The sequence below is a fragment of the Shewanella sp. SG44-2 genome (assembly GCF_014164215.1).
Lineage (GTDB): Bacteria > Pseudomonadota > Gammaproteobacteria > Enterobacterales > Shewanellaceae > Shewanella > Shewanella frigidimarina.
Map to the genome: position 1 here is coordinate 22,608 of NZ_JACJEU010000002.1, position 25,038 is coordinate 47,645.

A 25,038-nucleotide genomic window follows, 5' to 3' on the forward strand; every position below is an offset into this window, starting at 1 on the left:
TTTTACCGCTTTAAATGACTAACCGTTTAACCGAATACTTGACACTAATAATCAATCCTTACAATCAAGACTTAACATAAAGCAAAGTTTAGGACACCATTATGACGATAAAAATAGGCATTAACGGTTTTGGCCGTATGGGACGTTTATCCATGCGTGCGGCGTATGATTGGGACGATGTTGAAATTTTACATATTAACGATCCTGCTGGCGATGCCGCCACGCTGGCACATTTAATGACCTTTGATTCAGTCCATGGCCGCTGGCACCACGAGGCAACACATGACGGTGATGCTATTGTTATTAACGGTAAAGCCATTCCTTGCAGCCGTAATGTCGCTACCCAAGACACTGATTGGTCAAAATGCGATGTGGTGATTGAAGCCTCAGGCAAGATAAAAACCAAAGCCTTGCTACAAGCTTACTTAGATCAAGGTGTAAAACGGGTTGTGGTAACTGCACCAGTAAAAGAAGACGGCGTGCTTAATATTGTGATGGGTGTAAATGATGATTTATACGACAAAGCCATTCACCCAATCGTGACCGCAGCTTCTTGTACCACCAACTGCTTAGCGCCAGTGGTAAAAGTTATCCATGAGAATATTGGCATTAAGCATGGCTCAATGACCACGATTCATGACATTACCAATACCCAAACTATTTTAGATGCACCGCATCAAGATTTACGTCGCGCCCGTGCGTGTGGCATTAGTTTGATACCAACTACTACTGGTTCTGCTACCGCAATTACTCATATATTCCCTGAGTTAAAAGGCAAGTTAAATGGTCATGCGATACGTGTGCCGTTAGCCAATGCGTCACTCACCGATTGTGTATTTGAAGTGGCTCGTGGAACGACTGCAGAAGAAGTAAACCAGTTATTGAAGCAAGCTGCTGATAGTGAGCTTAAGGGCATTATGGGTTATGAAGAGCGTCCATTAGTGTCGGTAGATTATAAAACCGACCCGCGCTCAAGCATTATCGATGCCTTGTCGACCATGGTGGTGAATGACACCCAAGTTAAACTGTATGTGTGGTACGACAACGAGTGGGGATATGCCAATCGTACCGCAGAGCTCGCCCGCAAAGTCGGCTTAGCAGATAAGGAATAAGCTTCATGGGGCTGGATTCATTGCGTTCCTTATCACCATCGATAAAGCAGTATTTACTGATCACTGGTAATTACTGGGCATTTACCTTAACCGATGGCGCTTTGCGTATGCTGGTGGTGTTGTATTTCCATCAATTGGGTTACAGCCCGTTAAATATTGCAATGTTGTTTTTGTTTTATGAGATTTTTGGCGTAGTGACTAATCTTGTTGGTGGTTGGTTAGGCGCAAGGCTTGGCCTAAATAACACCATGAACATTGGCTTAGGCCTGCAAATAGTGGCGTTAGCTATGCTTACCGTATCCACAGAAATGTTGACTGTCGTTTATGTTATGGCGGCACAAGCCTTGTCGGGTATCGCCAAAGATTTAAATAAAATGAGTGCCAAAAGTGCTATTAAAACCCTAGTGCCAGCAGATGCTGAAGGCAAGCTTTATCAATGGGTGGCGTTGTTAACTGGCTCAAAAAATGCCTTAAAAGGGATTGGTTTCTTTTTAGGCGGCGTCTTGCTCACAAGCTTAGGATTTAGAGGCGCCATTATCTTAATGGCTTCACTATTAGGCATTGTATGGTTATGTAGTTTAGTGGCCTTAAAAGATGATTTGGGCAAAGCTAAAAACAAACCTAAATTCAAAGATATTTTTTCTAAAAGTCAGTCGATTAACATCCTTTCGGCGGCGCGGATGTTTTTATTTGGCGCTAGGGATGTATGGTTTGTGGTGGCACTACCGGTATTTTTAGCCACAACCTTTTGTTGGGATCATTGGTGGGTTGGCAGCTTTATGGCTAGCTGGGTGATTGGTTATGGTGTGGTGCAATCCGTTGCACCTTATTTCACCGGTAAACGACAAGGAAAAGTACCCAGTGGCCGAGCAGCATTTGCATGGGCAACTTACTTACTACTCATTCCCGCCGCGATTGCAGTGGCGTTACATGCAGATTTTTATGTGCTGGAAAGTGTCGTTATCGGCTTATTAGTGTTTGGCGCGGTGTTTGCGATTAACTCGTCATTGCATAGCTACTTAATTGTTAGCTATGCCGGCAGTGATGGTGTGTCACTGGATGTGGGCTTTTACTATATGGCCAATGCCATGGGAAGGTTAATCGGTACGGTACTGTCTGGTTGGGTGTATCAAGCTTATGGTTTAGAAGCCTGCTTATGGATATCCAGTGGCTTTATAGCTCTTGCTGCTTTAATTTCACTTAAGTTGCCTCATAAAGGGTAATCCATTACAGCCACTAGATGCATTTTTGTTTACTTATCGATATTTCACTACGGTGGCGTGGTAACCTGAAACTCTTACCGTATCATCGGTAAAAATTGCCTGCTCGTCTATGGCTTCCTCATTACTGATTTTCTTACCTTAAATTTAAAATATCTAAAAATCATGGTCTTATAACGTTTTGTTAAAGTTGGCACGATGTTGGCTTTAACTAATACATAGTCGTGGTGTGAATCGTTCGTTTTTACGATAGAGATAAGATATTTGTATCAATCGTCAGCGTAAATTCAACGCACATCACAATGTAAACCGTACACCAAGGAGGTTTTTATGTTGGGCTGGACATTAATGTTTTTAGTGATAGCCGTTATAGCGGGTCTATTGGGGTTTACCGGTATTGCAGGTGCAGCAGCAGGCATCGCGAAAATTATTTTCTTTATTTTTATTGTGTTGCTAGTGATTTCGTTAGTAGCCAATGCGATTAGAGGCAAAGCTCCCCGAGGATAGTATTTACCTCATCTCTTAATCAGAGTTGAGGTTACTTAAACAAGTTTATTCGATTACAACCATCATCCAGGAGATGAATATGAAATTATTAAAATTACTGACAATGGCAAGTTTAATGGTGTTTTTAACGGCTGGTTTATCAGCATGTTCAGATAACAAAGCTGAAAACGCAGGTGAGAAAGTGGATGAAATGATGCAAGATGCCGGTAATGCAGTTGAAGATGCATGTGAAGATGTTAAAGAAGGTATGAAAGCAGAAGATCCAGACTGTTAAGCATTGTATCAATCACATTAACTATTTTATTTGTTTAAGTCGTTAAGTGTTACAACTCAAAATGCATTGTTATAGGTAGAGTCATTCCATTTAAACCAATGTAAGTCGAAGTGGAATGTTTGACTGACAGCGACGAAATAACCAGATAGTTATTATGATAAGTATTAGCCTAAGCAGCACACATGTGCTGCTTTTTTACAACAGGAGGACCACAATGCTAACCCGTATTCATATTAAATATTATTATACTGTTGGCGCATTATTGGCTTTGTGCTTATGTGTGGCGCTTCCTTATGTGTTACTTAAGGTTATTTTTGCTTGGGTTGCATTATCTTTGGGGCTGGTGAGTTCAGCTTATTGGTTTAATAGCGCAGGCATTTTCCGAAAAAGCCAAGATGGCAGTATTCCTTGGTATATCAGTTGGAGTTTTGTTCCCTTTTTAATGGGGTGCCAGCTGTATAACGCCTGGGCAAGGAAGCACGACAAAGTGCCCGTAATCCAAAAAATAGATAAGCAGTTGTATTTAGCCTGCCGATTGTTTCCCAGTGATATTGACCGACTTAAGCATGAAAAAATTGATGCGATTTTGGATGTTACTGCCGAATTTGACGCATTAGAGTGGACCTTGATGGATGAAAATATTGGCTATTTAAATATTCCTATCTTAGATCACAGTGTGCCGACCGTCGCGCAATTAAATCAAGCAATTAATTGGTTACACACTCAAGTCAGTAATGGTAAAAATGTAGTAGTGCATTGCGCGCTAGGCCGGGGGCGTTCGGTGTTGGTATTAGCGGCTTATTTAGTCTGCCGTGAGAGAAATCGTAATGTTAATGATGTGCTTAAATCCATCAATAGTATCCGCCAAACGGCACGGTTAAATAAATGGCAGTTGGCCGCTATAGAAAAAATGCATAGTCAGCAACAAATCAATATTCACAAACGCGCTTGGTTAATTGTTAATCCGGTGTCTGGTGGTGGTAAGTGGCATGATGAAGCAGAGCATATTACCCAAACCTTGACGGATTACTTTCAGCTTGAAGTGCTGTATACCGCCAAAGATAAGTCTGCAGTGCAGTTAGCCGAACAAGCCAAGCAAGAAGGCGCAGATATCATTGTGGCCTGTGGTGGCGATGGTACGGTTAACGAGGTGGCATCAGTGATTGTTGATACCGATATTTTCTTAGGTATTATTCCGATGGGAACCACCAATGCACTAAGTCATACTTTGTTTGGCGCCGTCAGTAAATTGGTGCCGGTACCGCAAGCGCTTGATATTTTGATTCAAGGTTATTCACAACGTGTTGATACAGCTACATGTAATGATGAGTTGATGTTGTTGCTGGTGGGACTTGGCTTTGAGCAGAAAATGATAGAAAAGGCTGACCGTGACCAAAAAAATGCGTTAGGGCAACTGGCTTACCTTAATGGGTTGTGGGAGGCGATAGACGAAAATCAGCCGTTGTCGATAAGAGTACAGATTGATGGTGGCGATATTCAAGTGATTAACACCACCAGTTTAGTGATTGCTAATGCTGCGCCTTTTACCAGTTTATTAGCACTAGGTAATGGTGAGCCCAATATTAGCGATGGCTTGTTAGATATTACCTGGATTGAGTCGAGCGAGACATCGCCACAACAATTATTGAGTATGACCGAGTTGCTATTTGCAGGCTTAACTGGAGAACGTGAAGATAATCAACAGAGTCAAATTCATCATGAGCAAGCAAAAAAAATCTACTTAAACACAGATTCGTCTTGCCAATATGTGATCGATGGTGAGTTATTTGAGTCGGAAGATTTGTGTATTAAAGTCAAACCCAGGTCATTAAATGTGCTTGTGCCAGAAGCGAGCAAACACGTTTAATGGATGGGCGTTTAATGACGCTATGGTTCGTCTGAATCGGTTTGCTCTTCGTACTTGCTGAGTTTGTTATAAAGGGTTTTAACGCTAATGCCTAGCTGTTTGGCAGTATCATTTTTATTGCCCATAGATTTATCAAGTGCCTGAAAGATAGCAACTTTTTCAAGTTCGTCTAGGCGCATGCCAGCAGGTATTTGTACATCGTCAGCTAAAGGTTCTGTTGATGGTTCTAGAGGTGTCACAGTGATATGGCTAGGTAGAATGGTATCTTCTGCCAAAATATATGCACGTTCTATTGCGTGTTTTAATTCGCGGACATTTCCGGACCATTTCTGTTGTTGGATAAGTTTAAGAGCATCATCCGAAAAGGTTTTAGTGAGTTTTTCAGCGGTATTTCGATAGGCTAGAAAGTGTTGGGCTAAACCCGTTATGTCATCGTTACGATCGCGTAATGGTGGCACGTTGATAGGAAAATGCGCTAAACGAAAGTATAAATCTTCGCGAAAACGGCCAGCATCAATAGCGTCAGCTGGATCGCGATTAGTTGCAGCCACAATGCGAACATTGGCTTTTTTAAGGTGTTGTGAGCCAACAGAACGATATTCATTGTTTTCGAGTACGCGTAGCAATTTGACTTGATGTTCCAATGGCATTTCGGTGACTTCATCAAGAAATAAGGTACCACCTTCAGCTTGCTCGAACACACCGCGGTGATCACGATGAGCACCGGTAAAAGCGCCTTTTACATGGCCAAACAGTTCGCTGTCGACCAATTCAGGGCTTAATGCGCCACAGTTGATGGCGATAAACGGTTGATTGACTCGGTTACTGGCCAAATGAATCGTGTTGGCTACAAGCTCTTTACCGACACCGCTTTCACCGACAATAAGTACGTTGCTTTCGGTGACGGCAACTTTGCGAATAGTACGATACAACTTGTGCATTGACCGCGATGAACCAACCAATAAACCGTATTGGTCTAGTTCACTCGAAAGGGGCTGTTTTAACTTAGTCGATTGCGACTGCAAGTCTTGGGCAAAGTCTTCTAAGGTATCGTTAATTGCATCGGCATCGTAAGGCTGGCGAAAATGGTAACCAGCACTTTTTGACATTAAATGATCTAAGTTAGGGTTCGGTTTACCTTCGCTTAAGAAGATGAACTCAATATCCGACATTAACGCACTGTCAGTTAACTCTGCGTATTCTAGTTGGCTTAACTGTGATAATTCAATGATCGCAACATCTATCGAGTTACTGTGCAGTTGGTCTAACCAGGGCTGGTCAACTGAACTAGCAATCTTATTAAAGTGCTGACAACTCGGCAAGGCAAGGAGTCGTGCTTCACCTTCTTGACGACGGTGTAGATGATAAAAAAGTGTTGGACGTGGCATACCGATTCACTCCCTGTGGTGTTAAGTCTAATGTTTACCAGTGATGTCGTGTTGACAATCACAAGTAATCATTCCGTGTAATTAGGTAATTAACTCAGACCCGGACAAATTATAATAACTTTAACTATTAGAAGGTTAATTAATTTTTGCCCATGTACATGGGGTGTTCATGGTTTAGTTTTTGCTTAATAAGGTGTGCTGTACCCGTATATGTTACACAACCCATCCAACAAAGTGCCAGTAAAATTATCGAATGCAGGAGGATTTACATTGAAATCATTTACTCGAGACGAACAGGCTGAGTCCGATGTATGGCTATTGCATGAGGCTATTGATTTATGCCAGGAAGGACAACAATTTTATGTCCAAGCCACATTGGGGACCGACGATTACAACATCAAACGAATTTTTATCCACATGGCCGACATTCGAAAATGCATGCTGGATCGTTTAACACCATTGTTTAGCGTGGTGCGTTCAAGCCAAGCAAGGCCGATAGATAGCCAAACTTACCATCAACAATCCTCACGTCGCCACTATGCTAAGGCCGAACAAGTTATACAACAGCAGCCGTTACCCCAAGTGATAGCGGTATTGGTTGAAACGGAACAACAAGTCTTGGTTCATTTAAAGCAAGCAGCTAGAAAAACTAAAAATCAGTGTGTTGCTAGCCAGCTTGCCGAAGGTATTGCTTGGTTACAAATGAGCTGTGACACTATGAAAAATCTCTCCGTTGTTCATACCTAGTCATATGCACGCACTAAAAAAGCGCATGATAATTAATATTGTCATGCGCTTTTTAGTATTCGAGGTGCTGTTAATTTGTGGCTAGCGCGTGTTTTTCTGACTGGTAACATAATGGTTTTGTGCCTATTGAATAAGCCATAGTTTCAATATCTAGAGAGTTTATTGAATGAGAGATCAGGTTGATTTTGCTAATCTACATTGAGATCCATTAACACCCATTGCGACGATGAAAAATTTACCTAGTGTCGGTAAAAAAGTCCGATATCGTTGTCCATAAAGTTTATTAAAATAAACACTAAAACAAATTATCATCAATTTTAACAGTAAGTTATAAAAGTTGGCATGGTTCGCGCATTATAATCCTTGAGATTAACAACGGAGGAAAACTTTATGAAAAAGACCACATTATCAGTAGTAATGAGCATTGTGTTAGGTTCAATGGCATTTGGTGCAAATGCAGCACAAGATTGGCAAGATGATGCAAAAGATGCGTGGATCGATGGTAAAGCTGAAACCACACTTTTGTTAAATACTAATCTGAATTCATTTGATATTAATACCGACGTACATGATGGTAACGTGACCCTAACAGGTAAAGTTAACAGCAGTGTTGATAAGTCACTTGCCGGAGAGTTAATTAGAAGCTTAGATGGCGTGAAAGACGTTAACAATGAGCTTTCGGTGATGAAGCAGCACAATGATAAAGACAGCAAGGATTTAGGTGAATCACTAACCGATTCGAAAGTCGCTACCGTAGTGAAAACGCGATTACTATTCTCCGCTGACGTGTCGGGCACCGATATTAACGTTGATGTTGCACATGGTGTAGTGACCTTAAAAGGTACTGTGTCGAGCGATGCAGAACGTGATTTAGCATTAACCATCGCTAAAAATACCGATGACGTTAAAGATGTAGTCGATGAGTTACGTGTAACAGGATAATTTATTCGGTTATACTTCAAACCAGCCTTCGGGCTGGTTTTTTTATGCCTAAAATAAGTATGTGAAGTGGTGACTTAAGGATGCTCTTTTCTATGACCAACCATATGATAAAACCGCTGTTAAATGTCATGTCGTGGCTAGTGTTGACAAGTGTGTTGTTACTATCTGGCTGTGGCAATGTATTGTGCCAAGCGCAAACTGATAAAGAAGTGGATCCCCTCAAGCAATATGAAGCTCAAAAACGTTGTGAACAGCTAGTCGATGAGCATATGGATAATAGCTATTCTGATCGGCGTGATGAAAATATGCAGTTATTGAAAGAGTCGATAGCCAATAATACCCATAGTGGTTAACCCCGTTTTATTCAGGGTGGTACAAGCAGTATTTACCCATATATTGGCTGTTTTTCTGTTCCATCTTGGGTAGATTTTTTGCTTATAAGAAATCTGGCCGATAGTCATTACGTTATGTTGAAAAGCCTGCGTGGTTACCGCTGCATTTAATGCCGTGGTGCTGATAGAACATGGTTTTTCAAAGTCCACTACTGAGCTTAAGTTTTGTCGGAAACATATTTTGGTTGCGTATATAGATGATGGATTGATCCAGAAATAGAGCTTTGATGGGACAATTTTGTTGAATCATCTAATGATAAAAGCGCATGTTTTAGCTTATTAGTAACTAAAATTAGCCGACTGGTCTATTCTTGTTTATCCTATCACTAAAAAATGGAGGTTAAATGAATAAAAGTGCAGCGAGTAGACAGTCAATATGCGTCGTAGGTGAAAAGCTTTTTGCGTTACACGGTTATAGCGCAGTAGGTATTAAATTAATTCTCGACGAAGTGGGTATTCCTAAAGGTTCTTTTTATCATTACTTTGCCAGTAAAGAAGCGTTTGCTGCAGCTGTGGCTGAACATTATTTCCAGCAGCGCATTCAACCTATCGCTATCGATCCAGGCGTGAATTTTAAAGCCAATTTATCTACTGTGCTAAATGGATATCATCAACTGATTGATGAGCTGTTTAGTGGCAGTGAACCGCGTGGCTGCTTGATGGGTAACTTAATGGTTGAGGTCAGTAGCCAGTCGCCGTTACTGCATCAAACCTTGAATCAGCTTTATGATCAATGGATCGCCTTATTGAGTGCACTTATTCAGCAAGGGCAACAACAAGGACATATTCGTGCGGACTTACCGGCATCAACATTGGCGAGTGTTTTTTGGTCAAACTGGCAAGGAACTATGCTACGCTGCCAAATTAAAGTCGATAAAATGGCGGCTAAACGGGCTTTAGTGCAGTGCATGCAAATGATGACTCGTTAACACTAAGCGGTGCAGCGGTTATTTTGATTGTGTATTACGAACAAAGAATTTATATTTCGGATGATTTTTCGGGGTTTGGAGTGGGTTGAATTGGCTAAAAGATTATTGTTTAGTTGTTTAGTGCTGTTGTTGTCTGCGTGTGCGTCTTCTCCTGTTGTGGTTGTCGCACCTAAGCCCGTGGTGGTTCCTCCCATGCTTAAGCCAGAACCTCCCAAGTGGAGTGAGTCAAACCTATTGAGTTTTCATAACCAATGGAAAGGCACTCCATATCGTTTAGGTGGCCTGAGTAGAAATGGCGTAGATTGTTCAGGTTTTGTGTATTTAGCCTACCTGAATATTGTTGGCGACAAGTTGCCTCGTACTGTGAACTCTCAACGTATTTTAGGTAAAGAAGTACCGCGTAATCAGTTACAGACTGGCGATTTAGTTTTTTTTAAAACCAATCGAACCGTTCGTCATGTCGGTATTTACATGGGCAATGACCGATTTTTACATGCCTCGACTAAAAAAGGGGTAAAAATTTCGAGTTTAAATAATATCTATTGGAAGCCTCGTTTTTGGTTTGCAAAACGCTTAAAAAAACCAACAGTTGAACAAAATATGTCGATCGCCAGCTTGGTTGAGCATGTTCAGCAGCAAGACGATTTATAATTTGGTAACAGTCTAACTCGCTGGGGCGGTTTTTCGCTTCAACGCTAGGCCAACATCTGATTTTTTTCATCGACTTGCATCGATACATTCATGTTATGTATAGCTATATAGGCTAAAACCACGACGTAAACGGACCCGTTATGCCAGACTCCAAGCATTGGACCTTAAAAAGTATTGCCAAAGAATTAGGTGTGTCGAATGCGACGGTATCTAATGCGTTTAATCGTCCAGATCAGCTGTCGGAAAAACGCCGTATAGACATTCTAGCTGCCTGTAACGAGCTAGGATATTTTGGACCCAATAAAGCCGCGCAATCTTTAAGGCGTGGCAAATTTGATACAGTAGCATTGGTATTATCGGACAGTATTGAATACATGGTGTCAGATCCTGTGGCCAGTAAGTTTATGAAAGGTGTTGCGGCCGTTTTTGAGCAACATAAAATTAATTTACTGTTGTTTTCTGGCAGTTCTGACAATGTGAATAGCGTAAATGATTTTGTCGATGGCTTTATTTGTTATGGTCGTCCTCGCAACCGTTTATTGGCTGAGCAATTAAAAAAAATCCGTAAAAAAGTAGTCACAGTCGACTTTAATATTCATCGCAGTGCTTCGGTGAGTATCGACAATAAAGCCGGTGCCTATGAAGTGGCTAAATTGGCGATTCAATCTGAGCAAGATCACGTCGCAATCCTTGGATTACGCTTGCTCGATACTCACTTAACCTGCCGCGTGTATGATATTCATTCTATGGAAATCGATACCTCAGTAGCGCATCAGCGTTTGCAAGGCTATTTGGATGCCATTGGTGATACTGGGGTTAAGCTTGGTGATGATCGCATTTGGAATATTCCTGAAAGTAATGCCGACTTTGCTGCTATAGCAGCCAAAGAAGCGCTTAATTGTGTACCGCGTCCTAATGTATTTTTGTGCATGAGTGACCTAATAGCCTTGAGTTTAATGCGCGAGGCAATCCAACAAGGTTTGCGGATCCCTGAAGATATTCGTGTGGTGGGTTTTGATGGTATTGATGAAGGCTCACGAGCTATCCCACCGCTGACAACAGTGTTCCAGCATTCAGAACAAAAAGGTCGTAAAGCTGCAGAAATGTTTATTGCTGATGCCCATCATGCTGAAGTGTTGGGTTATGAACTTTCACGTGGTGGCAGTTGTTGATGCAATATTGATGACCGGACGATTTTTGATACAAACAGTTCGATACAAACAGATCGAGACAATCATATCGATACCAACAAGGCGCCTAATTAGGCGCCTTGTTTACGTTTAAGCTTAAAACACACGTAGATTATCCGCTGTGTTTAGCCAGTAAATCAGTCAGTACAATGTGAGTCGATTGCTGAGATTCAACGATGTTGATATGGGCTTCTTTGGTGGCAAAATTAACGCTTAACTTGGCTGAACTGTCGCCATGCACCCAACAAAGATCTAACTGATTAGCCTGGTTTGTCATGGTGAACTCACCATTAAAGGCATCGACTTTATTGCGTAGAGTGATCAGCTCACATAGCGCTTTAACAACCGGTTTTTGCATGGCTGTTTGAATGTCGCTTACCTGTAGATAAGGTCGGTTAATATCGCGACCTACTTGAGTTTGATTCAGTAACTCCATGGCATTAGGCACTGTCAGTAAGCCGGTGTAATACACCTGCGGAATACCGGGAGCAAAAAACTGCACGCTTCGAGCGATTAAATAATCAATGTTATTTTGGCCAAGCGCGTCGTAGTAGGTGCAATTAACTTGGTATAGGTCGACATTGCTGGCTGCTGTGCCCGTTGCTTGCAGGCTTTCACCTTTGCTATTGCTATGGATGCGATTAACTAAGTTATCAATTTCTGCAGCTGTTAATAAACCTGCTTTATTGCCGACCGGGCCAGCGTCAATAATGCCAATACCGTCATGGGTGTCTAATACCGTGACACAGTTGCGTGGGGCAATGGATAGCCAATGGCTTAATGCACTGACATCTTGGCTAAATAAGCTGTGGAGAATCAATGGCGGCAGCGCAAAGTCGTACACCATGTCTACGCGCTTAGCAATATCGAGCTGGGTCATGTAATTCGAGTGAATTTCGGCAAGGGTGGTCATGCCTAGGCTGTTGGCTTTTTTGGCTAACTCATCGACAAATTCAAATGATTCTTCAATCATAAAACAGCTAGTGCCTGGTTTTTTAATGGCATAACCCGCAGCGTCAAGACGAATAAGATCGACTTTGCTTTCATGAAAACGCGTTAGCACCTTGTTTAAATGTGCCTGACCTGCAGCGGTATGCACATTAATATCAATTTGATTTGAGGTAAAAGTCGTCCAAAACTCGGCTTGTGTACCGTCGGCGAGTTGATAGGTGGTGAAACAACTCCCCGGACGTGGGCGATAAATTTTAGCTTGGTTTTCTGCGCTTAAACCGTCTGGAAATACGCTATCTTTGGTTAAAAATAAATCCCAATAAACTGAGCTTTTACCGTTGGCAAGCACGTCTTGAAACTCGGTAGACTCTGCAGACATGTGGTTAACGATTAAGTCGGCCATGATGTCGTATTGTTGACCAATCTGCTTTACGTCATTCCAATCACCAAGACGTTCATCTACTTTTGCATGGTCTATAGGGTCAAAGCCAGCATCGCTGCCGTCAATCGGATAGTAAAAAGGTAACAGATGTACGCCACCAAAGAGATCATGCAGTTCTGTGTCTAGAACCTGTTTGAGTCCTTTTAAGTCTGAGTGCGCTATACGATCTACGTAAGTGATCAGCTGAACATTATTTTTCATGTTGGTGACTCTTAAAGTAAGTATTTAAAAAAAACTTAATCGATTAAGTTGTATATTTAACCAATATGAAACATTATTCAAGGGCTTTGTTTAAATATTGAATTCGTTTTCTGTGGGAGAAGACGAATGTGTCGCCATAAATAGACTGTGTGACCACAAAGAAAACATATAACAATAAGGTGGGAAGTATGGTTAACCATATGAAGGATAATGAGAATAGCGGTAACACTAGGATAAGAATACTAACGTATTTAATGTTTTTTATGTTCGCGATGACTTCTGATGCGGTGGGAGTGATTATTCCTGAGCTGATTAACACATTTGATTTATCGATGTCTCAAGCGAGCGCATTTCATTACATGCCAATGCTATTTATCGCATTAAGTGGACTGTTTTTGGGCTTTTTGGCGGATAAGTTAGGCCGAAAAATAACAATTCTAATTGGCTTGCTGCTGTTTGCATTGGCAAGTTTTATGTTCGCATTAGGTGAGTCATTTTATTATTTTCTGTGTTTGTTGGCATTAGTGGGTATTGCTATTGGGGTGTTCAAAACGGGTGCGTTAGGGTTAATTGGAGATATTTCAACTAACTCAAAACAACACTCAAGCACCATGAACACCGTCGAAGGCTATTTCGGTGTGGGCGCTATGGTCGGTCCGGCGATTGTCAGTTATTTATTGATAACAGGCGTGTCGTGGAAATATCTGTATTTTGGTGCCGGGGTGTTTTGTTTAATATTATGTTGGTTAGCTTATAAAGCTGACTATCCGCAACTTAAGCGCTCATCCACTCAAGATATTAATCTAGCCAGTACGTTTAGAATGATGAGAAACCCTTACGCATTAGGCTACTCTTTAGCTATTGGGCTTTATGTTGCGACTGAAGTGGCTATTTATGTATGGATGCCGACATTGTTACTAAACTATGAAGGTGAGTTAGCATTAATCGCGACCTATGCATTAACAATCTTTTTCACATTGCGGGCATTGGGACGTTTCTTGGGCGGTTGGATCCTCAATCGATACAGTTGGCAGCAGGTGATGTTTTGGTTCAGCCTAGCGATTAGTCTTTGTTACCTAGGTGCAATGATGTATGGCATATCTGCGGCGGTTATTTTATTGCCATTATCAGGCTTGTTTATGTCAATGATGTATCCGACATTAAACTCTAAAGGGATTAGTTGTTTCCCGGTTGATCAACATGGTTCAGTTGCTGGGGTTATTTTATTCTTTACTGCACTTTCTGCTGCATTAGGTCCGTTGTTAATGGGACTGGTAGGCGACATATTTGGCCATGTTAAGTACGGGTTTTATTTAGCAACCGGCTTTGCATTTATGTTGTGCTTATTGGCAGCTTACAATCTGCTTCGTGATCCGTCAGGGCATTTGTTGACCGCAGACGCTAAATAATGAACATTTACTATTAGAAATATTTAATATAATAAACATCTACTTAGTCAATTTTTTAGTCTTACTAACAATAGTCGAACATAAATTGTACTTGCAATATAATATTTTGTTGCTAACTTGTAACTTAATCGATTAAGTAAAAGTTTTAATTTAGTCTCTTGATTAGCCTCTGAGCTAGTTTGGGGCTTAGGTTGATTGATGAATATACTACTGATGTTGTTATGGGGAGATAAGACAACATCAATACACTCTATGTGGGGACATAAAAATGATAATAAGCACATCTAAAAAATTTGTATTGAGTACGCTAGCGGTGATGGTTAGTTCGAGCTTGTGGGCTGCTGAAGCAGATACTGCGGAAACCAAGAAAGACGCCATTGGCCTTGAGCGCATTACGGTAACGGGTGTGGCACGTGGTACACGTGTAATGGACTCGAGCGTGTCGGTGAGCAGTGTGTCGCCAGAAGATTTAGCCATTAGCTCACCTCGTTCATCAGCCGAAGCGTTCCGTATTATTCCGGGCATGAAGGTTGAATCGACTGGTGGTGAAGGTAACGCCAACATTGCGGTACGCGGTTTGCCTGTTGCATCAGGTGGAGCTAAGTTCTTGCAAATTCAAGAAGATGGCTTACCTATTTTACAGTTCGGTGATATTGCATTTGGTAATGCGGATATTTTCTTACGTATTGATTCTACAACACAAACTATTGAATCAATCCGTGGTGGTTCAGCATCAACAGCTGCCAGTAATGCACCCGGCGGTATAATTAACGTTATCAGTAAAACAGGTACCAGTGATGCTGGCAGTATTTCATCTACTGTAGGCCTAGATTACGATACTTTGCGTACTGATTTTGAATATGGCACAAGCATTAATGACTCGATGCGTTTTCACATCGGTGGCTTTGTGCGCACCGGCGATGGCCCGCGTGACCCTGGTTACACCGCGAACAAGGGTGGCCAAATTAAAGCTAACTTAACCAAAGAGTTTGATTCTGGTTATGTGCGTTTATATGTAAAGCACTTAAATGATAAGAGCATTGGTTATTTGCCGATGCCAATGTATTCCGATGGTAGCTCAATACCTGGATTTAATGCTCAATCTGATACGGTTCATTCAGCTAACATGTTATCAACCCTGCGCTTAGATGCTAACGGCAATATTAGTCGTGGTGATATGCGTGATGGTATGAATCCGATTGTTAACTCGGTGGGACTAGAAGCCTCATTTGATTTAGGTGACGATTGGTTAGTAGAAAACCGTTTCCGTATCTCTGATGTTAGCGGTAATTTTATGTCGTTAATGCCAGCAGAAGTGGGCAACAGCTCAAGTATTGCTAGCAGTATTGGTGGCGCAGGTTCGACACTTATTTATGCTAACGGCGCTAAAGCAGGCCAAGCCTTTGACAGTGACCTAGCAATGCGGGTGCACAGTTTTGATGTGACCATGAATGACTTTGGCTCTATCGTCAATGACATGAAATTAACCAAGACTTTTGACGATTCTAACGTCACTTTTGGTTTTTATACAGCTACACAAAATATCAATATGACGTGGATGTGGAACTCTTACTTAATGGAAGTGCAAGGTGATAATGCCGCACTTTTAGATGTGGTTGCCGCAGATGGTACATCTTACTCTGATAATGGTTTATACGCTTATGGCGTGCCTTATTGGGGCAATTGTTGCCAACGTAATTATGATTCAGACTACACCATTAAAGCCCCGTATATTGCAGCGTCATCTAAGTTCGGTGATTTATCATTAGACGGTAGCGTGCGCTATGACTCTGGCGATGCCAGTGGTTACTATGCTGGCAATGTGCAATCACAAGTGGATATGAACCGTGATGGCGTGATTTCTCAGCCTGAGTTAAGTGTGTCGTCAATTGATAATGCTAACCCACAGTTAGTGAATTATGACTGGGGATATTTATCTTACTCATTAGGTGCTAACTACCAAGTGTCTGAAGATTTAGCTGCATTTGGTCGTATCAGCCATGGTGGTCGAGCTAATGCTGACCGTTTATTGTTTGGTAAAGTGAACCCTGATGGTTCAGTTTCAGACGAAGACTCAGTTGATGAAGTAGACCAGTACGAAGTGGGTGTGAAGTATCGTTACGATAATATGTCGGTATTTGCGACAGCATTTTACTCTGAAACCGAAGAGCAAAATTTTGAAGCCACGAGCCAAATATTCTTTGACCGTAAATATGAAGCCAAAGGGATTGAGCTAGAAGGTGCTTACTACGTTGGAGATTTCGACTTCCGCGGTAACGTAACCTGGACCGATGCTGAAATTGTTAAAGATGCACTTAACCCCAGCGTAATTGGCAACACTCCTCGTCGCCAAGCAGATTTTATTTACTCACTAATGGGCCGTTATAACTTTGATAAAGGCTCTGTTGGGGTCAATTTGATTGGTACTACTGATTCTTATGCTCAAGATAACAATGACCTAAGTTTTGATGGTTACACTCAAGTGAACGCGTTTGCGTCGTACCAGCTAACCGATGTGTTATCAGTCGCGCTTAACGTCAATAACTTGTTTGATACTGTTGGTATTACCGAAGCCGAAGAAGGTTCGGTACCCGATAACAATATTATTCGTGCCAGAACCATTAACGGTCGTACAACCAGTGCCACAATTAAGTACGAGTTTTAATCGTTCATTGTCATTGTCTGAGTTGTAATAAGTTAGTTGTAGTCATCTTATTTACAATGGTATTGGTTGCATTAGTTTTTTGAAATCCCTGTTAACAAGCCCATGAAAATGGGCTTTTTTTTGGACATTTTATATGAGTACATTATTGAGTTTTGGTGAAGTATTAATTGATCTACTGCCAGTGGGACATTCTGGTTTAGTGCACGAGCCGATCCCTGGCGGCGCGCCAGCTAATGTGGCCGTGGGTTACGCAAAGTTGGGTGGCAGGAGTTTTTTTGCTGGTGGCATTAGTGCTGATAATTATGGTGTGATGTTGCAAGATGCATTGGCAGCACAAGGTGTTGATGTGAGTTGTTTAACATTAGTGCCAGATGCTGCTACTGCCACAGTATTAGTCAGTTTAGATGCTCAAGGGGAAAGAGCGTTTAGCTTTAATCGGCAAAGCACTGCCGACATGCTATACCGTGAAGCTGATTTTGATGCTATCGATTGGTCTCAAATTGATATTTTTCATCTTTGTTCAAATACATTTACTGAAAAGGCCATTTTCACTGCGAGTCTCTATGGTGCTAAAAAAGCGCATAAAGAACAAACGTTAGTCAGTTTTGATGTCAATTTGCGCTTATCACTATGGCAAGACACTCGGCTGCTATCAGCTCGAGTGGAGCAATGTTTTGGTTACACACACCTGTTGAAAATGAGTAAAGAAGAAGCACTCTATTTGGCTCTAGAGCGTGGGGTATCATTTGACGATTATTTAGCATTCTGTATTGAGCAAGGGGTGAGGTTAATTTTAGTGACCAATGGTGCGGAGTCCGTTTTATGCCACAGTGCCGAGTTTTCCTTTGAGTTGCCGGTGCCTAAAATTGTTGCCATAGATACTACTGCCGCCGGAGATAGCTTTGTTGCGGGTTTTTTATTTGAACTCGGCCGTGATGAAGGATATTTTACTCCTGGGCCTTTAGTGCAAAAATTGCTTAATCGAGTGAACGTTCAAACTTCTGCCGAGTTTGCGATTAAGTGTGGTGCGATAACGTGTACGACAAAAGGCGCTTTTCCTGCTCTGCCCGTTTTGGAACAAGTGCAATCGTGAATCAGATTTGTGTAAATGAGTTATTTCGCAATAAAAAAGAGGTCACCTTAGGTGACCTCTTTTTTTGTTATCACTGAATCAATAACGTGGTTAATCGTGTGTTATGGCCGATTCGGCGAGCTCGGTTTTATTTTTCCCACGTTTTGCTAGGGCATAATAAAACAGTGGCGTTAATATAAGGCCAAAAATAGTCACCCCAATCATGCCAGAGAATACTGCAACACCCATTGCTTGACGCATTTCTGAACCAGGTCCGCTAGAAAAAACCATAGGTACCACACCCATAATGAAGGCTATCGAGGTCATTAAAATAGGCCGTAAACGTAAGCGACCGGCTTCAAGTATGGCCTCCAATGGTTCCATGCCATCATCTTGTAACTCTTTGGCAAACTCAACAATTAGAATGGCATTTTTGGTTGCCAGCCCCACCAGTACAATTAACCCAATCTGGGTAAAGATATTGTTATCTCCACCATAGATAAGCACCCCAGTTAATGCCGATAACAGCGTCATTGGGATAATCAGAATAATGGCTATTGGTAAGCTTAAGCTTTCATATTGCGCGGCTAATACCATAAACACTAACAAGATAATTAATGGGTAAATATAGGCGCCTGCATTACCTGCCAAAATCTGTTGGTAGGTGATCTCAGTCCACTCGTATGTCATACCATTAGGTAGGGTTTCAGCTAGAATCTTTTCAATTGCAGCTTGCGCCTCACCGCTACTAAATCCGGGTGCAGCACCACCATTTAATTCCGCAGTGGTAAAACCGTTGTAATGCATGACTCGGTCTGGACCAGATGAATTGGTGACATTAATAAATGAACCAATAGGCACCATTTCACCTTGGTTGTTACGTACTTTTAGTTGGGCGATTTGTTCAGGCGTTTGTCTAAACTGTTCATCTGCCTGTACGTTCACTTGATAAGTACGGCCAAACTGGTTGAAGTCGTTGGCGTAAACCGAACCCATGTATCCCTGCAGGGTGGAGAACAATTCGTCTAACGACACCGATTGTTGTTTGGCTTTAGTGCGATCGATGTTCACGTCAAGTTGTGGCACATTGACTTGATAACTCGAAAATACTCCCGCTAGCTCTGGCGTTGCCCATGCTTTTTGCATCACTTGCATGGTCACTTTATACAACTCTTCGTAACCGTAATTAGCACGATCTTGAATTTGTAATCTAAAACCACCAATGGTGCCTAAGCCTTGCACTGGCGGTGGCGGGAAAATCGCAATAAATGCGCCGTTAATCGAGGCAAATTTTTGATTTAACGCGGCAGCAATAGCACCTGCTGATAATGATGGATCTTTGCGATCGGCAAAGTCATCCAGCGGGGTAAACAAAATGGCGCTGTTAGTACTATTGGTAAAGCCATTAATGCTTAAACCAGGGAAGGCTACAGCATGGGCTACACCCGGTTGATCTAGTGCAATACGTGACATTTCTTTCACGATAGCTTCAGTGCGATCTAATGATGCAGCATCAGGTAGTTGGGCAAAGGCAATAAGATATTGTTTATCTTGGCCAGGCACATAACCTGTTGGGGTATTGGCAAACTGTAAGCCTGTTAAGCCGACTAAACCGATATACAAAATACCAATGACAGCACCAAAACGAATGATTTTCTTCACTAACCAGCCGTAACCGTTAGACATACGCGCAAACATGCGGTTAAACGGATTAAATAACCAGCCTCCGAGCAGCTTATCCATACCACGGGTCAGCATATCTTTTTTCTCGTGATGACCTTTAAGCAATAATGCCGATAATGCAGGGCTAAGGGTTAACGAGTTAATCGCCGAAATAAAGGTGGAGATGGTAATGGTTAACGCGAACTGCTTATAAAATTGCCCGGTTAAGCCTGACATAAATGCCGTTGGAATAAATACCGCCGCCAGTACCAAGGTGGTGGCAATAATCGGACCGGTCACTTCTTTCATTGCCTTTTGAGTGGCAGCAACGGGCGATAATCCGTCTGAGATATTTCGCTCAACGTTTTCAACCACTACAATCGCATCATCGACCACGATACCAATCGCGAGTACTAAGCCAAACAGTGATAAGGCATTCAGTGAGAAGCCCATTAGGTGCATAAAGGCGAATGTACCCACAAGTGATACTGGAACCGCCACTAATGGAATAATGGATGCGCGCCACGTTTGTAAAAACAGCACTACCACTAATACAACCAGCAATAATGCTTCAACCAGTGTTTGTACTACAGCTTTAATTGAGCCACGCACGAACACGGTTGGATCGTAGACGATGTCGTAGGTTAAGCCTTCTGGAAATGACTTAGACAACTCAGCCATTTTAGAACGGACATCATCAGATATTTGAATCGCGTTAGAACCCGAGGCCTGGAACACAGGTAATGCAGCCGCGTCTTTATTGTCTAACATTGAGCGTAGGGCGTAAGTCGATGCACCTAATTCAACCCGGGCAACATCTTTTAAACGAGTGATCTGACCTTGATCACCCACTTTAACAATAATGTCTTCGAACTCTTCAACGTTGGATAAACGGCCTTTAACGTTAATCAGTAATTGGAAATCACTGTCTCCACTAGGTTGCGCGCCTAAACTGCCGGCTGCGGCTTGTTGGTTTTGCTCACGAATAGCGGCAACAATATTACTCGGTGATAATCCGATTGCTGCTACTTTATTAGGGTCTAGCCACACTCGCATGCTGTAGTCGCCAGCGCCAAACACACGCACAGCACCCACACCAGTAATACGAGCTAATTCATCTTTTACTTTCAATACCGCATAGTTAGACAGGTATAACATGTCGTAACGGTCGTCGGGTGACGTTAAATGCACCACCATGGTTAAGCTAGGTGATGATTTTTCAGTGACAATACCTAAGCGTTGTACTTCTTCTGGTAAACGAGGTTTTGCTCGTTCGACCCGGCTTTGGACTTGGGTTTGAGCTAAATCAACATCAGTACCAATCGCAAAGGTGATGGTTAGCGTCATACGGCCATCTGAAGTGGCTTGCGAAGACATGTACAACATGTTTTCTACGCCGTTAATCTCTTGCTCTAGCGGTGATGCAACGGTTTCAGCAATGATTTTAGGGTTAGCACCTGGGTAGTTTGCCGTCACCACTACCGTTGGCGGCACGACCTCTGGATACTCGGTAATCGGTAATTGCCATACTGCGATCGCGCCTGAAATAAAGAACAGTAGCGACAGCACCGCGGCAAAAATAGGTCTTTTAATAAAGAATTGAGACAACATTATGTGGTTTCCTTAACCCTGACTTGCGTCATCAGCAACGCGTGCTGTCAATGGCTGGTTATCGAGGAGGCGTTGCGCTTGATGTAATGCTTCTAATTTGTCGCTATCGGCCATATCTGTAAGGTTTGGCTCAATAGTGACGTTAGGGCGTACCTTCTGCAGACTGTTTACCACGATGGTATCGTTAGGAGATAAACCGGCAGTAATAATACGTAAACCGTGAAGCTTCTCACCTAGGCTAACGCTACGATACTCAAGGGTGTTTTTGTCATTCACCACCAGAACAAACTTGTTATTTAAGTCGGTGAAAATGGCTTTATCGTCAATTAGAATGCTGTCGTATGACTCGCTACCCGCAATGCTGATGCGGGCAAATAAGCCGGGTAATAATTGATTGTCTTGGTTGGCAAAATTAGCGCGAACGCGGATAGTACCTGTTTGCTGGTCAACCGTATTATCGACAAAGTCGATCACACCCTGATGATTAAAATTGGTTTCATTTGCTAGTGCCATAACCACTGCATTATTGCCCAACCGTGGACTTTGACGTTTGTTCTCGAACGATAACGCGGCATACTTTAAATAGGTTCGCTCGTCTATATCGAAGTAAGCGTACATATGCGATGTAGACACTAAGCTGGTGAGATGCGTTTGTCCGGCGGTGACATAATTACCTGCTGTTTCATTTGCGTATGAAACTCGACCCGTAATTGGGGCGGTAACATGAGTATATTCAACGTTAAGTTGGGCGCGGGTCAACGCGGCTTTAACTGATGCAACTGCGGCAGCAGTTTGGTGCATGTTAGAGCGACGAGTATCAATAAGCTCTTCTGAAACCGCTTTTTGATGGAACAGCTTATTGGCCCGTTCATAGTCATTTTCAGCAAGTTGGTTAGCAGATATTGCACTGGTTAATTCTGCTTTAAGACGCTCATATTCAGCCGTAAATACACTCGAGTCGATGGTAAATAACACATCGCCTTTTTGCACTAGCGCGCCTTCTTTAAAGTTAATCGATTCAATATAACCTGACACGCGAGGTACCAAAGTAACCTTTTCTGGTGCTTGTAAGCGTCCAGTAAATTGATCCCACTCGGTAATGCGTTCATAAAGTACGTTGGCAACATCCACCTTAGGCGCTGCGGGTGTATTCGCTTGTTGTGCTGGTTGCTTTCCGCACGCCACTAATAGTAATGCCGTTAGGCTTACTAACAAAGTGATTTTAATTGATTTTAACGTCTTCATGGTGCTGTCCTCTAATCCATAGCATTTACGTTATTTAACAAGCTATTGGGTGCGTTACTTTTGTCTTTGGCTATGTTTTTATACCAACCGGTACAAATTGTTCTGTACCGCATGGTAATATATAGATTAAAATACAACTGTCAATTAGTTTTGTACCGATTGGTATTAAATTATTATGACAAGGTGATTAATAATCAGCATGATGAAATAGCTTCACGGCATATAACGTGGAGAGTCACGATGAAATAGCGTTAATCAATGCTTGATAAAGATGAAAAAAAGCGCTTAATCTACTTATTATTAACCCTTTCTATGATTTAGCGTTGTGCTAAGATGTACGAATTATCTATCGTAAATTAGTCAGTTAACGTGATGATAAATAATGATTCGTTAATATAAGAGGTACTATTGATGACAATAACTAAAGCAGCTTGCGTCGGACGCCCTCGTGGGTTTGATATCGACTTTGCATTAGAGCAAGCGCTACATGTTTTTTGGCGTAATGGCTATGAAGGTACCTCTATAAGCGAATTAACTGAGGTGATGGGAATTAAAAAACCCAGCCTATATGCTGCATTTGGTAATAAAGAGCAGTTGTTCTTAAAAGCCATTGAGCTTTATGAAAATCGCCCAGATTCGCTATTTAATACCGCCTTTAAACATGAGCATATTGCCGATGTTATTCGAGCTTTATTAGTAGGCGCGGCGGCGCAGTTCACCGATTGTAGCCACCCGCAAGGTTGTGCGCTAATCAATAGTGCGTTGTCATGCAATGAAGCAAGCGAAGGGATTAAAGAAGCGGTTCATCTGCTGCAAACTAAACATCAATCTGAATTAATTGATCAGTTTGCTGAGGCTAAACAAAGAGGCGAATTAGCTGATGATTGTCAGCCGAAAGTGTTAGCAACCTTGATCGTGACATTATTTAAAGGCATGTCTATCCAAGCTGCTGATGGTGCGACACATGATGATTTACGTCATGTTGCTGAAATGGCGGTTACGGGGATTTTAGCTCAACATGTCAAAGGGTATTCAGGCGTGAAATAAGCGTCTTTAAAAGACGCTGTCTGACAGTGTTTTTATAACAGGAAGCGTCATCTTTCTGTGTTGGTGTTAGCGGCCAAGTGCAAATTAAACCAATTTATGCCTAGCTTCTACAATCAACAGCCTGTGGTGGTTAGGGCATAAAATATTGGATCGGCCGGCTTAGTCCCATCTATAAAGTAACGCAAGCTGCAGTTGCCATTAATGTCATATCCCTTAGGGAAAATATACACGTTACCTCCTGACACATCATAGAGTCCCCAGTCTGCGGTAATCGCATCATTTGCATTCGTCATCACTTCAAAAGAACCGTCAATCGCAACCGCGACATTTGCACTCAGAGAGGTTATGTACCCCACAGTAGTACTAATAGTTGTGCCGTTGACCGTCACTGAACCGGGGTCTAGCTTTTCTTGACCCGACAATACCGCTTTTGAATAAACTAAGGTATTCGCTGACTTTAACGCTCCCTGGAATCCCTTCAAACTGGCAATAAGCGCATCACTTTTCAGATTAATAAACTTAGGCGCTGCAACTACGGCTAAAATGCCTAAAATAATAATGACTACCACTAATTCGATAAGGGTGAAACACGTTGTTTGGTTGTATGCATAGAACTCACTCGCTTTATGTTGTTACGCTATACCGACGGGTTGCTAGGCCATATATTATGACGGATCTCATGGCATTCATCGTTTATCGCTGGGCATATTAAATAGCAGCGAAACCAGAACATTAACCCGCATTACTCAGCTCAATTATCCAAGTATAAATAACCCACTGACAGAAGTCATTGTTTGACTTAATCAACGGGAACCTAGATCAGTGATCCACCTATCAGTTTAAGATTTTGTAAATGCCGCTTTTTTTGTTAGATTGTCGGCATATATTTGCATTACTGCTTTTACCCCACATAAGGGAAAGATAACCATGAGCAAAGCTAAAATAGGCATCGTTACCGTTAGCGATCGTGCCAGTGCTGGCATATATGAAGATCTGTCTGGTAAGGCGATTATTGATGTATTGAATGAGTATTTAACCTCGGAATGGGAACCTGTTTACAAGGTGATCCCCGATGAGCGTGACGTTATTGAAGCCACATTGATTGATTTAGCTGACAATCAAGATTGCTGTTTAATCGTGACTACCGGTGGAACCGGCCCAGCAAAACGAGACGTAACGCCAGAAGCAACCGAAGCGGTGTGCGATAGAATGATGCCTGGTTTTGGTGAGCTAATGCGCGCCGAATCATTAAAGTTTGTGCCAACCGCGATTTTGTCTCGTCAAACAGCTGGGCTACGTGCCGACTCATTAATTGTTAATCTACCTGGTAAACCTAAGTCTATCCGTGAATGTTTAGATGCTGTATTCCCTGCAATTCCTTATTGCATCGATTTAATGGATGGGCCGTTTTTAGTTTGTGATGAAGCGGTAATTAAGCCGTTTAGACCTAAAGCGAAGTAATATAGCTGGCTCTGTATTTGTTTGCTGTTGTTGCAAGCAAGTACAGTGCTAAT

The 25,038-nt window shown here is 42.1% G+C and carries 21 protein-coding genes; 16 read left to right on the plus strand and 5 right to left on the minus strand.

All coding sequences use genetic code 11. From position 1 onward, the window contains the following. The first annotated feature begins 101 nt into the window (after nucleotides 1-101). The 5 genes from H5181_RS01615 to H5181_RS01635 all read left to right on the plus strand — a co-directional run bounded on the left by H5181_RS01615 (nucleotide 102) and on the right by H5181_RS01635 (nucleotide 4,980). Nucleotides 102-1,112 carry an ArsJ-associated glyceraldehyde-3-phosphate dehydrogenase gene (locus H5181_RS01615; protein WP_182750032.1) on the plus strand — a complete coding sequence of 337 codons (1,011 nt, stop codon included), beginning with the start codon at nucleotides 102-104 and terminating at the stop codon, nucleotides 1,110-1,112. Between the two features lie 5 nt (nucleotides 1,113-1,117). Then, nucleotides 1,118-2,335: an organoarsenical effux MFS transporter ArsJ gene (arsJ, locus tag H5181_RS01620; protein ID WP_182750033.1), complete on the plus strand. Its 1,218-nt coding sequence runs from the start codon at nucleotides 1,118-1,120 to the stop codon at nucleotides 2,333-2,335. Nucleotides 2,336-2,662: 327 nt separating this feature from the next. After that, nucleotides 2,663-2,839 (plus strand): DUF1328 family protein, encoded by a 177-nt coding sequence (locus tag H5181_RS01625; protein WP_101088664.1) that lies wholly within the window; start codon nucleotides 2,663-2,665, stop codon nucleotides 2,837-2,839. 79 nt (nucleotides 2,840-2,918) lie between these two features. After that, nucleotides 2,919-3,113, plus strand: coding sequence for a hypothetical protein (locus H5181_RS01630; protein ID WP_011639406.1), 195 nt, complete (start codon nucleotides 2,919-2,921; stop codon nucleotides 3,111-3,113). 214 nt (nucleotides 3,114-3,327) lie between these two features. Beyond that, nucleotides 3,328-4,980, plus strand: a complete 1,653-nt coding sequence (locus H5181_RS01635) for a diacylglycerol kinase family protein (RefSeq protein ID WP_182750034.1) — start codon at nucleotides 3,328-3,330, stop codon at nucleotides 4,978-4,980. A 20-nt stretch (nucleotides 4,981-5,000) separates the two neighbouring features. On the opposite strand, the gene H5181_RS01640 is transcribed toward H5181_RS01635, so the two are convergent. Beyond that, nucleotides 5,001-6,368 carry a sigma-54-dependent Fis family transcriptional regulator gene (locus H5181_RS01640; protein WP_182750035.1) on the minus strand — a complete coding sequence of 456 codons (1,368 nt, stop codon included), beginning with the start codon at nucleotides 6,366-6,368 and terminating at the stop codon, nucleotides 5,001-5,003. 270 nt (nucleotides 6,369-6,638) lie between these two features. Between H5181_RS01640 and H5181_RS01645 the strand changes: the two genes are divergently transcribed. From H5181_RS01645 to H5181_RS01670, 6 genes are all read left to right on the plus strand, one after another. Next, nucleotides 6,639-7,115, plus strand: a complete 477-nt coding sequence (locus H5181_RS01645; RefSeq protein WP_182750036.1) for a glutamyl-tRNA reductase — start codon at nucleotides 6,639-6,641, stop codon at nucleotides 7,113-7,115. Between the two features lie 390 nt (nucleotides 7,116-7,505). After that, nucleotides 7,506-8,057 (plus strand): BON domain-containing protein, encoded by a 552-nt coding sequence (locus tag H5181_RS01650; RefSeq protein ID WP_182750037.1) that lies wholly within the window; start codon nucleotides 7,506-7,508, stop codon nucleotides 8,055-8,057. 92 nt (nucleotides 8,058-8,149) lie between these two features. Next, the gene (locus H5181_RS01655) at nucleotides 8,150-8,410 is read left to right on the plus strand and encodes a hypothetical protein (RefSeq protein WP_123778202.1); all 261 of its coding nucleotides are present in this window, start codon (nucleotides 8,150-8,152) and stop codon (nucleotides 8,408-8,410) included. 383 nt (nucleotides 8,411-8,793) lie between these two features. Then, entirely contained in the window at nucleotides 8,794-9,378 is a 585-nt protein-coding gene (locus H5181_RS01660) for a TetR/AcrR family transcriptional regulator (protein WP_182750038.1), read from the plus strand. Nucleotides 9,379-9,438: 60 nt separating this feature from the next. Next, nucleotides 9,439-10,029, plus strand: a complete 591-nt coding sequence (locus H5181_RS01665; RefSeq protein ID WP_011639399.1) for a C40 family peptidase — start codon at nucleotides 9,439-9,441, stop codon at nucleotides 10,027-10,029. Between the two features lie 140 nt (nucleotides 10,030-10,169). Then, nucleotides 10,170-11,201, plus strand: coding sequence for a LacI family DNA-binding transcriptional regulator (locus tag H5181_RS01670; protein WP_011639398.1), 1,032 nt, complete (start codon nucleotides 10,170-10,172; stop codon nucleotides 11,199-11,201). Between the two features lie 130 nt (nucleotides 11,202-11,331). On the opposite strand, the gene gtfA is transcribed toward H5181_RS01670, so the two are convergent. Next, complete coding sequence (gene gtfA, locus H5181_RS01675; protein ID WP_182750039.1) at nucleotides 11,332-12,813, minus strand: sucrose phosphorylase; 1,482 nt, start codon at nucleotides 12,811-12,813, stop codon at nucleotides 11,332-11,334. A gap of 188 nt (nucleotides 12,814-13,001) precedes the next feature. Between gtfA and H5181_RS01680 the strand changes: the two genes are divergently transcribed. The 3 genes from H5181_RS01680 to H5181_RS01690 all read left to right on the plus strand — a co-directional run bounded on the left by H5181_RS01680 (nucleotide 13,002) and on the right by H5181_RS01690 (nucleotide 17,980). Next, a complete protein-coding gene (locus H5181_RS01680) occupies nucleotides 13,002-14,222 on the plus strand; it encodes a sugar MFS transporter (RefSeq protein WP_182750040.1) in 1,221 nt (406 codons plus the stop codon). 268 nt (nucleotides 14,223-14,490) lie between these two features. Beyond that, entirely contained in the window at nucleotides 14,491-16,887 is a 2,397-nt protein-coding gene (locus tag H5181_RS01685) for a TonB-dependent siderophore receptor (protein WP_182750041.1), read from the plus strand. A 133-nt stretch (nucleotides 16,888-17,020) separates the two neighbouring features. Next, complete coding sequence (locus H5181_RS01690; protein WP_182750042.1) at nucleotides 17,021-17,980, plus strand: carbohydrate kinase; 960 nt, start codon at nucleotides 17,021-17,023, stop codon at nucleotides 17,978-17,980. Between the two features lie 90 nt (nucleotides 17,981-18,070). Here H5181_RS01690 and H5181_RS01695 read toward each other — a convergent pair whose 3' ends face one another. After that, on the minus strand, nucleotides 18,071-21,235 hold the full coding sequence (locus tag H5181_RS01695) for an efflux RND transporter permease subunit (RefSeq protein WP_243638293.1): 3,165 nt from the start codon (nucleotides 21,233-21,235) through the stop codon (nucleotides 18,071-18,073). Between the two features lie 9 nt (nucleotides 21,236-21,244). Then, nucleotides 21,245-22,477, minus strand: coding sequence for an efflux RND transporter periplasmic adaptor subunit (locus H5181_RS01700; protein WP_123882361.1), 1,233 nt, complete (start codon nucleotides 22,475-22,477; stop codon nucleotides 21,245-21,247). 411 nt (nucleotides 22,478-22,888) lie between these two features. Between H5181_RS01700 and H5181_RS01705 the strand changes: the two genes are divergently transcribed. Then, nucleotides 22,889-23,524 carry a TetR/AcrR family transcriptional regulator gene (locus tag H5181_RS01705; RefSeq protein ID WP_182750043.1) on the plus strand — a complete coding sequence of 212 codons (636 nt, stop codon included), beginning with the start codon at nucleotides 22,889-22,891 and terminating at the stop codon, nucleotides 23,522-23,524. Between the two features lie 113 nt (nucleotides 23,525-23,637). Here the strand turns inward: H5181_RS01705 and H5181_RS20865 are convergent, their stop codons facing one another. Then, nucleotides 23,638-24,093 carry a methylation site containing protein gene (locus tag H5181_RS20865; protein ID WP_310734261.1) on the minus strand — a complete coding sequence of 152 codons (456 nt, stop codon included), beginning with the start codon at nucleotides 24,091-24,093 and terminating at the stop codon, nucleotides 23,638-23,640. 358 nt (nucleotides 24,094-24,451) lie between these two features. Here H5181_RS20865 and mog point away from each other — a divergent pair, with 358 nt between their 5' ends. Next, entirely contained in the window at nucleotides 24,452-24,985 is a 534-nt protein-coding gene (gene mog, locus H5181_RS01715) for a molybdopterin adenylyltransferase (protein ID WP_011639389.1), read from the plus strand. The last annotated feature ends 53 nt before the right edge of the window (nucleotides 24,986-25,038 follow it).